This is a genomic window from Geitlerinema sp. PCC 7407, assembly GCF_000317045.1.
GTDB lineage: Bacteria > Cyanobacteriota > Cyanobacteriia > PCC-7407 > PCC-7407 > PCC-7407.
Map to the genome: position 1 here is coordinate 721,893 of NC_019703.1, position 13,666 is coordinate 735,558.

Here is a 13,666-nt window from a genome sequence, read left to right on the forward strand (position 1 = left end):
TCTCTCCTGCTCCCGACCACTACAGCGCTTCATGATTCACCTCCTCGGCCTCGGAGCGGACCGGCACAGCCTCCACCAGCGGCGGCGACAGCACATCCGCACTCAGCACAATCGGCTCTTCCTCTTCGGCTGTCGGCTGCTCCGCCGTCGTCGCCTCCTCGCTGGGGGGCCGCTCAGGCCGCAGGCGCTGCCGCCCAAAGCCATCAAACAGCTCATTCACCTTAAAGGACACATTCAGGTACACACCGCCATCCGAGCGATAGCCCGTGAAATCGCGATCGTCCACGCTGCCGAAGCTGTAGCCCAAGGCCACCCGCAAATCCGGCGTCACGTAGTACCCCGCCTCCAGCGCCCAGCCCAGCTCATCAAAATTTGCCCCGGGCTGACTAATCCAGCGCACCTCCCCCGCCACATCCGTGCGATAGCCAATGCGGTGGGTTGCCCGCAGCTGCGCCAGGGAAATCGTGCTGTCATTGCTAAAGTTGCGGGCCTGGTAGGTCTTGCTGTTGCGCAGGGCGTACTTGCCGTAGAACTCCCAGCGGAAGGTCGGCGCGTAGATCGCCTCCAGCCCAAACAGGTGGTCCCGAGAGCCCGTCCCGTTCTCAAACAGCAGCGTATCGGGAATCGTCGAGGGATTTTCTCGGTATTCGTAGCGCAGCAGCGCATTGAAGCGATCGTCCCTCGGGTTGCGGTAGGCCAGGCCCAGCTTGAGCGTTTTGCTGTTGCCCAGCAGATCGAGCAGCTGATTGGTCGCATCCGCTTGCTGATAGCGCAGCAGCGCCGTCAGCGCGGGCGTCAGCTTGCCCGCGGCGGCCCCCGAGATCACCGTATTGTCGCCATCGGAGGAGTCCCGGTGCTCCAGGCGAGCGCTGGCCTGGAACTTGGGATTGTCGGTGTACTCGATCCCGACGCTGTAGGTATCCCCGCCCGCTAGGGCCAAGGCCGCAGCGCTCTGGCCGGTGGCGTAGGGCTGCAAGAAGCGATCGCCCGCCGCTGTCGGCTCCAGCAGATCCCGGAAAACGTGCTCATAGCCCAAATTCACCCGCAGGCCCGGCGCGATCGTCCAGCGATGGTTTAGGCCCACCGCCCCCTGACCCGCCATTTGGTTGTAGGCGTTGATCAGGGAGTAGCGGCCCGTGATGCTGGTGTTCTCCGTCAGGTCATGCTCCAGAATCGTGTCCAGGCTAGTGATCGCGTTCTCCCGGAACAGCCCCCCCTCAAAGAACTGGTGAGCCAGCCGGACCGTCACCCCCGGATAGGCATCCCAGTCGAGGCCCAGGGTCGTGCGATCGGGATAGAGCGGATCGTCGTCGCCCCCCAGATTCAGCTCGTTCTGGGCGCGGAAGGTCAGGGTGTCCACAATGGGCACCGCCAGCCGAGAAACCAGCTGGCTGGTATCGCGATCGAACAGGGTTTCCCCGGTGCGGTCTTCCCGCGATCGGTTCACGTACTCCAGGCTCAGATCCGCCGTCCCGACCTTTTGCTGCACCCCGGCCCGGAGGGTCGTCAGGGTATTGTCCAGACGGCTGCCCGGAATCGGCTCCGGCTCCGGATTGAACAGGTCCACAAACTCCGTCCGCACCAAGGGAGCAATGCCGAAATTGGTTTCCCGATCGAACTCCGCAAACAGGCGCGTCGTCTCAGCCACATCCGCCGTCAGCGCGCCGCCGTAGCGAGTCTGCCCCGGCGTAAAGCTGGAGGTGGCGTTGTTGACAAAGTTCTCCTCCACCGACCGGTAGAAAGCGCGGCCCCACACAATCGGCGAAATATTGCCGTCTACTTCCAGGCGATAGGCCGAGCCGTCGACCGTTCCCAAAAAGATGGAGTCATTGGTGGAGTGGGCGTATTCCCCGACAAAGCGGCCATTGTCGCCCAGGGGCACCAAAAAGTCTGCGCCGTACAGCTCAAAATCTGCGTCCCCCTGGTCTTCGCGGAGGTAGGTGGCGGCCACCCAGCTTTCGCGCTCGAAGGTGCGGGAGAAGTTGTACTGGAGACGACCCGCGTAGAGGTTCGTGGTGTCGCGATCGGAGTCGTACTGGTAGGTGACCACCAGCCGCCGCACCAGCGTTGTGCCAAAGGGGTTCAGCTCGGTCGCCAGGACAGGCCGCCGAAACCTCAGGGTGCCGCGATCGTAGTCGATTTCATAGTCCGGGCCTCGCAGGAGCTGCTTGCGCTCCAGGACCGTTCCCGGCCGGTTGATTTCCTCGGCCTCCAGGAAAACGACCTCGCTGCCCGGAATCACCAGCCGCCGCGCCAAGAAATAGTCGCCGCTGGTGCCGTTGGGGACGAGGGTGTCCCGCTGGAAGCCCTCGACGTCGTTGCTGAAGAAGGCCGAAAGCTGGAAGTTGCCGAGGCTGTAGTTGCCCTTGAAGCCGTGGAGCTGGCGCGTGGTGGCGGTGAACTGCTGGGACGCGCGGGCAAACTCGAAGGTGTCGTAGTCGCCCCACATGCCGTAGTCGGCTTCGGCCCCGGCCTCCGGCGAGGAGCGCTCGAAGCGCAAAAAGAGGCTGTCGCGGGACGGCGTGGTTTTCTGGACGGTGGAGCTGTCGCCGTAGACGGGGTAGTCCTGCTCGCAGAACTGGACGTCCTGGTAGAGGCGATTGCCGTCGCAGGTCTCGTTGAGGGCGCGCGAGCTGTTGTAGGCGCCGGTAAAGAGCCATTCACCGACGCGGCCGGTGGCAAAGGCAGCCGCGTCTAGGTCGACTTCGGTGCCGTCGTCGATGATGTCCGGGTCGAGGAACTCGCGGAGGCTGCCCCAGTAGTTGGTCCCGGCCTCCCCAATGCGCAGATTGACCACCCCCGTGGCGATCGAGGGCCGCAGGTTCGTGACAAACTCGACCTGGGTGAAGGTTTCGAGGGGATTTTCCTGGGGGCCGAGGTCGATGGGCAGGGGCTCCAGCGTGGTGCGATCGCCCTTCCCAAAGACCTCGTCTCGGTCTACCGCAGCCCGCACCTGGACCTTTTGGGCGTTGGTGGTGGACTGTAGGCGCGCGGTGAACTGGCCGTCCCGGGCGATCGCCTGGAAGCCCGGCCGATCTTCGTCGGCATCTGCGCCCAGGAACTGGCCCGCCGTGCTGGTCAGCGTCACCGTTGACGTTTGGGTCAGGGGGTTGCCCTGGGCATCGAGGAGCGAACCCCGCAGGGTGAGCGCGGAGCGGCCATCGGCCATGATCCGGCCTTCGTCCTCGGCTTCCAGGCTGATCTGGATTTCTGGCTCTTCTAGGGTGAGGGTGACTGTGCTGGTCTGGCCGCCGTCGACGCGGGCGCTGAGCACGTTTTCCCCAGCCTGTAGCGGGACGCTGTACCAGATCTGAGTCACCAAGCTGCGATCGCTGTCGGTGCTCGTCTGGGTGGGCAGATCGGGGTCGAGGGGCCGACCATTGAGGGTCACCAAGACGCGATCGCCCGCGTGAAACTCCACCACCACGCTGGTTTTGGCTGTGGTCACGCTGCCTGAGTCGGGCGTGAGGATGCGCACCTCGCCCGGGGCGATCGCCGGTCCGACCTGAGTCGCCGGGGCTGCCGTTTCTCCTAGGCCCTCTGGCGCAATTTCTGGCGCAATTTCTGGCGCGAGCTCTGCCTCTGCCTCGCTTGAGGTGGGGGCAGCCTCCAGCTCTTCCGACGGGAGCACCGGGGGTTCGTCTGCCAAGGGCCGCAGCCGAGAATCTGGGGCCGAAATCTCTTCAGCGCCCTCAGTCAGGGCCTCTGGGGTCTCTGGGGCTGGGGCCGAGGACTGGGCCGACGCAGCAGGCGCCATTACCGCCGCGATCGCCGCGCTCAGCACCCCTAGCCACAGCCCTTCGGAGGGCCAACGAAACGAGCCTGTTCCGCGTTTCATCCTCACTCCTCCCCTGCCGCAGGCGTCACCGCAAAATTCATTCGCACCAGTCCCCCGGGCTCTAGGCGCACCAGGCGAGACTGGCTATTGCCCTCAATGCGAACCCGGTTGGGGGCCAGGGTGTAGTCGGGAATGCTCGTCAGATCCAGCACGCCGCTGCGATACCCAGAAATGACGTTCGCCACCGAGAACAGGCCCTCTTCATCGGTCGTGATGCGGTTGCCATCATCGAGAAACACCACCGCATTGGGAACACCGGGCTCTCCCGGCTGCTGCTCTCCGTCAAAATTCTTGTCCACAAACACCCGGCCAAGCAGGGTGCCGCAATCCGACAGAATGCCGGGGCGAATGCGCAGCAGGTGGCTGGCCTGATTGCTCTGGATCGGCTGACCGCCCGACAGGCCCGCAGAAACTGCCAGGTTGCGCCCCGAACCCCGCACCGAGTCCGGCGTCAGCAGCGCCGCGTAAACAATATTGAGAACTTGTCCGGGTGCGAGGCTAACAGTGCTGTTAAAGGTAATCGTCCCGTCGGTGACTGGCCCCGGCGTGAGGGTCACCGGCACTGTCCCCGTCTCTGAGGTGAACGAGCCTTGCAGGGAACTCGGCACAAACTGCAATCCCAGCGGCAGCTTGTCAGTCACAGACACGTTGTTGACCGTTGCCGTGCCGCTGTTGCGTACCAGCAGGCGATAGACCACGGTGTCTCCAGGCTCTGCCGCTGCGCGATCGCCCGTCTTGATCAGCTCCAGTACCGGCTGCCCCTGGTTCGCAACCACCGTCGTCGGATTCGACGGCACAGGCTGAGGCGGAGCCGTAGGCGTTGGGCGATAGATCGCGTTCGCCGTATTCGTAATCGTGACTGCCTGCTGTGCATTCGCGGGCAGTGTCAGCGTTGGTAAATAGCCGTGCAAGAGAAGGGCCTGGATCGCTAATCCAGCCCATCGCGGCCACGTCGCGTTCCGCATGTGCGCTCAGTTGTCACCCCACACCAAAAAAGCCGAAAACGTAGATGCTTTTGCCCCACACAAATCCTCGGATCCAAGAAAATCATCCGGGGAATTACAGTCATCTATAACAGTTCAGCGATTAGATGGAAATAGGCTTTAAAAAATAATCAAAATCTGGGGATGCCGAAATTCGGCACTTTGACGGATTGCGCTGGACGATTTCAGCCAAAACTCCGGTGGCCGATCGCCCCCTCAGAAACTTTGAGTCAAGCCGGGGCTCTCCCCCAAGACGAGCAGGGAAGCGGGCGATCGCCTTGATCAGACAAGGGCTTAGGACAGATTGCTTCGCCGTGGCAATCCTTGTGGTGCGGGGAGCCAGTAGGCCCTTGTCTTGGTGAGGCTCTGAAGGCTTTTGGGTGGCTAGTTGAGGAAGAGGTTTAGATGCGGTGCCTTTCGCCCCCTCTCCGGTGGTTTCGGGGGCGATTGTGCGGTCACCCCTTTGTGCTAGAAACGATGCATCTACATTCAGGAGACCACCCATTCTAAAAGCTGCACTCTCTCTCTCAATCGCTGCTTTACCCCTAGCCGCTGGGAGCGCGATCGCCAACCCTGCGCCTCACTTCTACCCAAGCTCGACCGTAGAGGCTTGGCAAACGGTCTATAGCGGCAACAGCGGCGAGATCTATGTTGATGCCTGGTCGGTACAGGACGGGCAAAAAGGCGAGGTGTTTTTTTGGTACCAAATGCACTTCAGTCAGCCCCTTAACCAAGTCAGCCACATGCAGATTTTTGCTAGCGCCAACTGTGCTGACGGCGTCGTTACCGATCGCTATGTGAACTACTTGGATACCACTGGCCGCGTCATCAGCAGCAAGAACGACGGAGCTGATGGGAAGAAGACAGCGCTAGCCGCTGTTGCTGACATAGCTTGTGCCCAGAGTCGCTACCGAAATTAGTAAGCCTGAGATATCGCGCTTCCGGTTTTGATCGGAAATTTAGGCCAAGAAATTTCAGCCAAATGTCGGATCGATCGCCCATCCCCTGCCTATGCCCTCGGGTTGAAGAGGGGGACCGCTCCTTTGGGCTGCCCGGGACGCCCTTGCTGCGCCCCGGGCGATCGCCGATAAAAGCAAACAGCCGTTAGGCGATCGCGGCTTTCAGCTCCCGGCAAAACTCCGCCACCGAGGCCACGCCTTCTTCGGGCGTGCCCTCAGCTAGGCGCTTCACAAAGGCGCTGCCCACAATCACCGCGTCTGCGCCCCAGTCCTTGACCTGGCGCGCCTGCTCCGGCTGAGAAATCCCAAAGCCCACACCAACTGGCTTCGCGCTGACCTCCCGCAGGTCCACCAGCAGATCCTTGACGCGGCTCTGGATTTCGGAGCGTATCCCCGTCACGCCGGTCACGCTGACGAGGTAGACGAAGCCCTGGGCCTGCTGGGCGATCGCCCGAATGCGATCTTGAGAGCTCGTAGGAGCAACCAGCAGAATCACATCAATGCCCTTTTCGGCGGCTGGCTTGAGCAGACTGTCGGCTTCCTCCAGCGGCAAGTCGGGCACCACCAGGCCCTTGGCACCGGCTGCCACCGCCTGATCGAGGAATGTCTCAATGCCCCGATTCAAAATCGGGTTGTAGTAGGTAAACAGCACCACAGGTGCCTTGAGCTCCGGCGTCACCTCCCGCAGCATCTCCAGCACCATCTCGAGGCGCACGCCCTTGCTGAGGGCTCGCGTTGCCGCTGCCTGAATGACGGGTCCGTCGGCTAGGGGATCAGAATAAGGGACTCCCAACTCGATCAAGTCTGCGCCGTTTTGATCGAGAGCCCGCAGCGCTTTTGCCGTGGTTTCCAAATCTGGATCGCCTGCCGTAATGAAGGGAATCAGCGCACACTGCTGGCGATCGCGCAAAGACTGGAAGCAATCCGAGATAGCTGTCATGATTGAACTCACTACAAAGCGGCAGAGACAAACATAGGACGCCTTTTCCCGGAGGCACTGCGGTCACCGCCGCCACACCCCGGCAAAGTTTCTCATCCGACGATCTAGCTTACAGAACTTTAAGCAAAGCCCATCGCTTTTGCGTGGGGGATGGGGGGTAGCCTCGCCGCACAGCCGGTCAGCGCACCCTCAAAAAGAAACTGGGCGATCGCCTCTAGCCCAGAAGCGCGCCCAGTCTCGTCGCTATTGTGAACCCTGGAGGAGTGGGTGACGCGCCTAGGTCAGCGAGTCGGGCGATCGCGTCTCCTCAGCCTCGATCTGGGCTTGCAAAGCCGCCAACTCTTCCGGCGACAGCTCTTCTAGCTGCTTTTGCAGCACAGCGTCTTTGTAGTCCTGCACCTGCCGGTTGTAGGTCATCTGCTGCGTCACTGCCCGAAACAGATAGCTGGCCAGCCAGCCCAGCAGCGCCAAAACCAGAATCACCTGACTCCAGATTCCAGCATCGGTCGCCTCTAGGCCCAGCACCTTGAGCAGCACGTAGGCGCCGCCGCCCAGGGCAAACACCCCAACCCCAATCAACAGAACATCAATTCGCCGCATAGCTGACTCGTTTAATTCCGTTTAGGCCTGGATCTGCCGAGGCTTTGGGCGCAGGTTCAAAAAGGGTGCCAGCAGCAAGAGGCCCGGGAAGCAAAAGAACACCACAAAGTACATGAAGAGCCGCTCAATGGAGCTTGCCACATACCAGCGGCTCTTGAGATAAACGTAGGTTCCAGCCGGAATCACCAGCAAGTACGCACCCGCCAGGGCCAAGTAAAGCAGCGCGATCGTCATGGGTTTTTACTAAATTTGGGTGAGCGGATTTAGGGACCATTCTATCGCGATCGCGCAACCACCCCAGCGATCGCCCCCACAAACAAGCCTTACTAGCCGCAATCTTCACCCCCCAAGGCTCACTTGCATCCCGAGACAGTTAATGGTGAAATAAGCAGATGGCAATCATAAGCCAATTTAACTGGGGGCGTGGCGGAATGGTAGACGCTACGGACTTAAGGAAATTGAGCCTTGGCGGAGAAATCTGCTAAGTGAATGCTCTCAAACTCAGGGAAACCTAAATCTGCCCCAAATCGGCAGACACGGCAATCCTGAGCCAAGCCGAAGCCAAACGCTTCGGAAGGTGCAGAGGCCCGACGGGAGCTACCCTAACGTCAAGCCGAGGGTAAAGGGAGGGTCCAATTCTCAAAGCCCGCTCGCCAAAGGCGAAGCGGCGCAGTGGCGAAAGCTACGCGGGAATGAAAATCCGTTGACCCTAAACGGTCGTGAGGGTTCGAGCCCCTCCGCCCCCATCCATGTCAGCCCAGCGCGATCGCCCTTCTCCCAGTCAGGGTGCCTTTTCGAGAAGGCGATCGCCTTGCTCAATTCCACTCAGCCGAAATTGCCGTAAACGCTGCAGCGTTAGTTAAATTTCGTGGGTGTTTTCTAGGTTCTACCCAGTTTCGATGAATACAATCGATACCGTAGCCCTTAGAGGCAACTTGCCCCGTCTTTTCCCGAGTTGCTCGTGGCTGCCTGATTTTGCGATCGCCAACTTTACTCAGCCATGAAGTCTTAGTAAAGCTTCTTTGAGATGTGCCTTTCGACCGAATAGCGCATTGAAACGGAAAGTGTAGAGTGGCAGCGGCGGTCTAGATCCTAGATCCGCTCCCCAATATTTTTCACCCCAAGCAGGAATTTTGAGGAGACCGCCTGTAGTCTACAGGCGAACTCACGCTCTTCATCCAGCATTTATTCGGAGGGAGGAGCGTGACATCCGTCACCAGCTGAGACCGCCAATCTCACACAGCCCCTAGTTCCCCGTCACCGGCCCCAGCCCCAGAGCCATGGATACTAAGGGCGCGCCTCCCCCCAAGCCGCTCGGCCCGCGCAAGCTGTTCTTGAGCGCACCGGACCCCTTACACTCAACAGTCCTGCCAAAAACCATGATCAGGGATGTCATACCGAGGAGATCACAGCTTGATTTGTTGAGTAAGAGTAACCAGCCCAAGCGGTCAATTCAAGAATCGCAGGAGGTTATTTTTCGCTACCTCCTGACTATCGTCAAAGAGTGGCAACCTAGCGAAGTTCTAGGGGAATTCAAGCGCCTATTTATCTATCACGTTGATTCCGCTAGCTCTGAGGCTTTGCAGGCTCTCTACGAAGTCGTTTTTGCGAATAACGATCAAGAGTTTCGCAACACCCTCAAGCGATCGTGCTACATCCTGATCAACAACTGGGATGCCACCCGGCAGCACCAGCCGATTCGGGAGCTAGTGGGTCTCTTTGAAGATGCGGCGGTCACGCGACAAACGGCTTCCCCCACCCTCAAGCGGCTGCGGCAGTGGATCCACGACTTTGCCAAAAGCAAAGACTACGACGATCTCAAGCTCTTCGTTGCCAAGTACGACGGGCCAGACCAGTCTCACTGGAGTCAGCGCTACACCTCCTACCTGCTTGTCCCCCAGTACACCGATCTCCAGAACCCGCGAGAGCAGCGGGAGGCGGCCCGGGCTCTGGCCAAGCAGCTGCGCGACAAATTTAAGTTTGATTTGGCGATGTACATCGCGCGATCGCAGTCTGGCTCGCAGCCCCAGGGCAAAAACCCCCAGAACCCAACGACCCTGGGGGATGGTGTCTTGCGCCTGATCAAAACGGTCGTGGCGCGGCGCGGCCCCTTTAGCTACGTCAATTTAGCCAACATTTTTATTAATCAAACGCGAGATCTCAAGTATCGAGATTTCAAAAAAAGTCTTCTAGAATATCTGCTGTTTTCGATTAATAATCCGGAGCTAGTCGAGCTCCTGCGCAAGCGCTTACCCGAAAAGCTAGAGGGGCTCTACGATCGCTATGATGATGAGCCGATTCAGAGCGCGCTGCTGCTGCGGACCTGCAATCGGCTGATTGATTTTTTGACGATCGAAAATGGCCAAGAGCCTTCGTCTTTGTTTGCCCAGTTGCTGTCCCAGGGCAATCCTTTAACGATTGTGATTGTGCTGCTCAAAATCATTTTGATTTGTCGCAATGCGCGCACCTATCTAGAGACGCGGATTGGGGAACTGGTGCGCTACTACGGCAACTATCCAGAAGAAGAGTGTCAGTGGATTGTGCACTTTATGGAGGTATTTAATATCACCTTCACAATCTACGCAGAGAACGTCCGCTACAACCTAGTGCGCATGCCGGAGGATGTGCCGCTTCCAGACAACAATCAGTACAAAATTTTCTCGCAGCTTCGGTACGAGGAAGGCGCAGAAGCCGAGGTGGAGGAGCTGCCTGAGGTGGCGATCGAGCCAGACCTGAACCCCGAAGAAGGGGCAGACTAGCGGCGATCGTCGAGATAGGCGAGTCCGGCGCCGAGGGCTTCGGCCAGGACGCTGATCAGGCGATAGAGGGTGACGGCGCTGAGCAGGATGCCGGGGGACAGGATGGACCGAAAAAGGGCGATCGCCGTGGCCTCAAAGACGCCGATGCCGCCGGGAGCCCCAGGAACCACCAGCCCCAGCAGCCAGGCAAAGCTGAAGCCGCTCAGGAGCAGGGGCAGCTGCGAGGGTTCGGGGGTGGTGACTGCCAGCAGGGTCAGCAGGAAACCGGCTCCCCGCAACAGCAAAAAGCCCATCTCGCCCAGGAGTGGCAACAGCGGGTAGCGGCGCAGACGTAGGGGCGACGCTGGGGTCGGCGCTGCTTCCTGGTTGGGGAGCTTGAGGCGGCTGAGGCGCTGAAGCAGGGGATTGAGCAGGCGCGGATGCAGGGCTAAAAGGGCGATCGCCAGGCCCACCAGAGGGAGTCCGGTCACCGGACTCTCGGGGCTCAGCCCAAAGCCCCCCAGGGTCACCAACAGGGCCGCCGTGGCCATGAGCAGGGGCTCGAGGACAACGCTGAGGGTGGCAGTTCCTAGGGGCACCCCGGCGTTTTTGGCCGCCATGACCCGCCCATAGAAGTGCCAAACATTGCCGGGGAGGTACTTAGCGATGTTGGTTTTGAGATAAATCAGGGTCGCCTGGGGGCCGCTAAGGCGAGCGTCAAATTCGCGGACGATCCAGCCCCAGACCCAGCCAGAGCAGAGGTGGGCCAGGAGGGTGACGCCCAGGGCGATCGCCAGGGAAGCCCAGCCTGTCTCGGTGATCCGGAGAGCAGTGACTTCTTGCCAGTTGTCTTTGAGGGCCTTGAGCAGAAAAAAGAGGGTGCCCCCGAGAATGACCCAGCGGAGGTAGGGCTTGAGTCGGGAGAGAACAGCTTTCATGCAGGGGTGATCGCGAAATCGGCAACGGCAGCGTACCAGGCCTGGAGGGCGAGGCGGTGAATTTCCCGCCAGGCAACTTGGTGCTGACGGGCGAGGCGAGCGCAGTCTTCGTATTCAGGCTGGACGTTGGCGATCGCCCCTTGACTCGGTTCCCCAGCCCACGCCACCTTGACGGCGATCGCCCCGTAGGGAGTTTCCACCCTCTGAAAAGCCCGCTGCAAGATCGTGCGCTCTTGGCGGCGATGGCGGATACCCAGGGTCGTCGTCTCCCGAAAAATCAGGGCCTCACAGGCTGCCTGCAAGGCCACCGGGCAAATCACCGTCAGCAGCAGCCCCGTCCGAGACTTTTTCATGGTCACCGCCTGGGTGTAGACATCCAGCGCCCCGGCCTCTAGCAAGCGCTCCATCACGTAGGCGATCGCCTGGGGACTGAGGTCGTCAATCTGGGTTTCCAGCACGACAATGCTCTGGGGTGTCTCTGGGGCTTGAGCAGGAGCGGGTTCCGGAACCCGTTCAGGGGCGATCGCTGAGGGCTCCGCCGGTGCGTGATCGTGGGCATGATCGTGGGCGTGACCGCGGGAATGATCGTGGGGGTGTGAGTGATCATGGGCGTGGGTATGCTCCTGGGCCTGGACATAACTCGTTCCGCCCGAGTTCTCGACCTCATACCCCAGCCACAGCTGCAAAATATTGGGCAGCAGCAGGTCCCGCGACCCAGCCCCCAGACCCACCTTGCGCAGCGTCATCGGCGGCACCGGCCCAAACTGCTTGGCCAGGGTCACCGCGATCGCCGCTCCCGTCGGCGTCACCAGCTCCCGCGCAATGCCGTTGCTGTACACCGGCACCTGACGAGACTCCCACAGCTTCAGCACCGCAGGCGTCGGCACCGGCAGCCGCCCGTGGGCCGCCCGCACCGTGCCGCCCCCCGTGGGCAGCGCCGAGCAGTAGATTTCATCCACGCCCAGCCAGTCCAGCCCCAGACAGGTCCCCACGATGTCCACAATGGCATCGGCGGCCCCCACCTCATGGAAGTGCACCGCCTCCGGCGCAATCCCGTGGACCGCTCCCTCCGCCTCCGCCAGCGATCGAAACACCGCCAGCGCCCAGGTCGCGGCCCGCTCCGGCAACCCCGCCGACCGGATCATGTGCTCGATTTCGGGCAAGTGCCGGGACGCGCGGCCCGCTTGAGCCGTGCCCCCCCCAGAAGATTCGTGGCCTTGAAACGTGGGGTAGGGGTCTTCGCCCGCTGCCGCCGCGATCGCAGCCTCAGCGCTATGCTGATCAGCAGTGAGGTCTACGTGAAACTTCGTAGCCTGGAGACCATTGCGCTGGACTTTTTCGGTCCACAGACGGTACTCATCGGCCACGCCGAGACGCTGGAGCTGCTCTACCAGGTACTCCAGCGGGACTCCGGCATCCACAAGGGCTCCCAGGCACATATCTCCCGCAATTCCCGTCGGACACTGTAGGTAGGCTAACTTCTTCATAGATCACTCTTTGGTTCAGCAGTCTTCGAATCAAACGTGGACGCAGGTCATCGTGACACCGGAGACAGCAGAAAGCCACCGTGCCTTTTGATGCCCAGCCTCGGTCCGCTTTTACGGACCCCGGGACGCGCGATCGCGCCTTAGCATCACCCCTCACGCTTGCTCCTAGCCCCTCCCTCAGCACGTGCAATTGCCATGGCAAGAATTTACTCAGTTCATCCGGACAATCCTCAAAGCCGCCGAATAGAACAAATTAGGGACGCCCTGCGAGACGGTGCGGTGATGCTTTATCCCACCGATACAGTCTACGCAATCGGGTGTGACCTGAATGTCAAGTCGGCGGTAGAACGGGTGCGGCAAATCAAACGGCTCTCTAACGATAAGCCCCTGACCTTTTTGTGTCCTTCTCCTTCCAATGTGGCCCAATACGCCTGGGTGCAGGACTCTGCTTATCGGCTCATGCGTCGGCTGGTTCCCGGACCGTACACCTTTTTGCTGCCCGCGACCAAAGCTGTGCCCCGCTTGGTGATGGAGCCCAAACGGAAGACGACGGGTATTCGTGTACCCGATCATCCGGTGTGCAATGCTCTCCTCGCAGCGCTGGGCAACCCGATCATTTCCACATCGGCCTACCTTCCCATGGACGAAGGCGAGGCTCCCATATTCATCAGCGAGGGACGGGGCGAAATTTCGCAGGCCGAACTGTTCGACCGTCTCGATGGCTTGGTGGATGTGATTGTGGATGATGGGTCAGAACCGGGACTTGTGGTCTCGACCATCTTGGATTTGACGGGGGAGGAACCGGTGGTCGTCCGTCGCGGTCTGGGATGGGAAGCAGTCGCGGAGTGGGTACCGGAGGCGGAGTTCGCTTAGGCGAGACGGCTTTGGGTCGGCGATCCAGTTTGAGAATTGGCCCTGGGATTTTGCGATCGCAGGGGGCGTCTTTGGCATGAAGTAGTAGCGGCGATCGCCCGTGGGTGGGCATTTGGACAGAGGGACACTCTCTCATCTGTCCTATCTTGTAATGTCTCTTTCCCTCGGTAGATTGACTGCTTTAGGAAGTGACACACCGTATGCAGGGATCCGCCGTACCGTCCGGAGACGATGGTGTAGAGCCCAATAGCAATGGATAGCGAGCCCAAACGTTTTCCTTTGCGATTGCCACAGTTTCCGTCTAGATCCG

Annotated in this window: 10 protein-coding genes; 3 read left to right on the forward strand and 7 right to left on the reverse strand. The window is 60.5% G+C overall.

Going from position 1 to position 13,666, the window contains the following annotated elements; all coding sequences use genetic code 11:
• Positions 1–19: 19 nt before the first annotated feature.
• Together GEI7407_RS03060 and GEI7407_RS03065 are read right to left on the reverse strand one after the other, a co-directional pair.
• On the reverse strand, positions 20–3,838 hold the full coding sequence (locus GEI7407_RS03060; protein ID WP_015170660.1) for an Ig-like domain-containing protein: 3,819 nt from the start codon (positions 3,836–3,838) through the stop codon (positions 20–22).
• A 2-nt stretch (positions 3,839–3,840) separates the two neighbouring features.
• The gene (locus GEI7407_RS03065) at positions 3,841–4,803 is read right to left on the reverse strand and encodes a DUF11 domain-containing protein (RefSeq protein WP_015170661.1); all 963 of its coding nucleotides are present in this window, start codon (positions 4,801–4,803) and stop codon (positions 3,841–3,843) included.
• Between the two features lie 707 nt (positions 4,804–5,510).
• Between GEI7407_RS03065 and GEI7407_RS20910 the strand changes: the two genes are divergently transcribed.
• Entirely contained in the window at positions 5,511–5,741 is a 231-nt protein-coding gene (locus GEI7407_RS20910; protein ID WP_150109713.1) for a hypothetical protein, read from the forward strand.
• Between the two features lie 184 nt (positions 5,742–5,925).
• Here GEI7407_RS20910 and trpA read toward each other — a convergent pair whose 3' ends face one another.
• From trpA to ndhL, 3 genes are all read right to left on the reverse strand, one after another.
• Positions 5,926–6,720: a tryptophan synthase subunit alpha gene (gene trpA, locus GEI7407_RS03075; protein WP_015170663.1), complete on the reverse strand. Its 795-nt coding sequence runs from the start codon at positions 6,718–6,720 to the stop codon at positions 5,926–5,928.
• A 276-nt stretch (positions 6,721–6,996) separates the two neighbouring features.
• Complete coding sequence (locus tag GEI7407_RS03080; protein ID WP_015170664.1) at positions 6,997–7,320, reverse strand: DUF3007 family protein; 324 nt, start codon at positions 7,318–7,320, stop codon at positions 6,997–6,999.
• Positions 7,321–7,341: 21 nt separating this feature from the next.
• The gene (ndhL, locus tag GEI7407_RS03085; protein WP_015170665.1) at positions 7,342–7,554 is read right to left on the reverse strand and encodes an NAD(P)H-quinone oxidoreductase subunit L; all 213 of its coding nucleotides are present in this window, start codon (positions 7,552–7,554) and stop codon (positions 7,342–7,344) included.
• A 1,187-nt stretch (positions 7,555–8,741) separates the two neighbouring features.
• Between ndhL and GEI7407_RS03090 the strand changes: the two genes are divergently transcribed.
• A complete protein-coding gene (locus tag GEI7407_RS03090; protein WP_150109714.1) occupies positions 8,742–10,079 on the forward strand; it encodes a hypothetical protein in 1,338 nt (445 codons plus the stop codon).
• Here GEI7407_RS03090 and GEI7407_RS03095 read toward each other — a convergent pair.
• Positions 10,076–10,996 carry a YbhN family protein gene (locus GEI7407_RS03095; protein ID WP_015170667.1) on the reverse strand — a complete coding sequence of 307 codons (921 nt, stop codon included), beginning with the start codon at positions 10,994–10,996 and terminating at the stop codon, positions 10,076–10,078. The two genes, GEI7407_RS03090 and GEI7407_RS03095, sit on opposite strands and share 4 nt — an antisense overlap.
• Entirely contained in the window at positions 10,993–12,483 is a 1,491-nt protein-coding gene (gene larC / locus GEI7407_RS03100; RefSeq protein ID WP_015170668.1) for a nickel pincer cofactor biosynthesis protein LarC, read from the reverse strand. The genes GEI7407_RS03095 and larC overlap by 4 nt, the downstream gene beginning before the upstream one ends.
• Positions 12,484–12,678: 195 nt before the next feature.
• On the opposite strand from larC, the gene GEI7407_RS03105 reads away from it, so the two are divergent.
• Positions 12,679–13,356, forward strand: coding sequence for an L-threonylcarbamoyladenylate synthase (locus GEI7407_RS03105; RefSeq protein WP_015170669.1), 678 nt, complete (start codon positions 12,679–12,681; stop codon positions 13,354–13,356).
• Positions 13,357–13,666: the final 310 nt, after the last annotated feature.

Bases quoted from the DNA above. Each gene is read 5' to 3' on its own strand.
- trpA (WP_015170663.1), bottom strand. From the start codon at position 6,720: ATGACAGCTATCTCGGATTGCTTCCAGTCTTTGCGCGATCGCCAGCAG.
- GEI7407_RS03080 (WP_015170664.1), bottom strand. From the start codon at position 7,320: ATGCGGCGAATTGATGTTCTGTTGATTGGGGTTGGGGTGTTTGCCCTG.
- ndhL (WP_015170665.1), bottom strand. From the start codon at position 7,554: ATGACGATCGCGCTGCTTTACTTGGCCCTGGCGGGTGCGTACTTGCTG.
- larC (WP_015170668.1), bottom strand. From the start codon at position 12,483: ATGAAGAAGTTAGCCTACCTACAGTGTCCGACGGGAATTGCGGGAGAT.
- GEI7407_RS03065 (WP_015170661.1), bottom strand. From the start codon at position 4,803: ATGCGGAACGCGACGTGGCCGCGATGGGCTGGATTAGCGATCCAGGCC.
- GEI7407_RS03105 (WP_015170669.1), top strand. From the start codon at position 12,679: ATGGCAAGAATTTACTCAGTTCATCCGGACAATCCTCAAAGCCGCCGA.
- GEI7407_RS03095 (WP_015170667.1), bottom strand. From the start codon at position 10,996: ATGAAAGCTGTTCTCTCCCGACTCAAGCCCTACCTCCGCTGGGTCATT.
- GEI7407_RS03060 (WP_015170660.1), bottom strand. From the start codon at position 3,838: ATGAAACGCGGAACAGGCTCGTTTCGTTGGCCCTCCGAAGGGCTGTGG.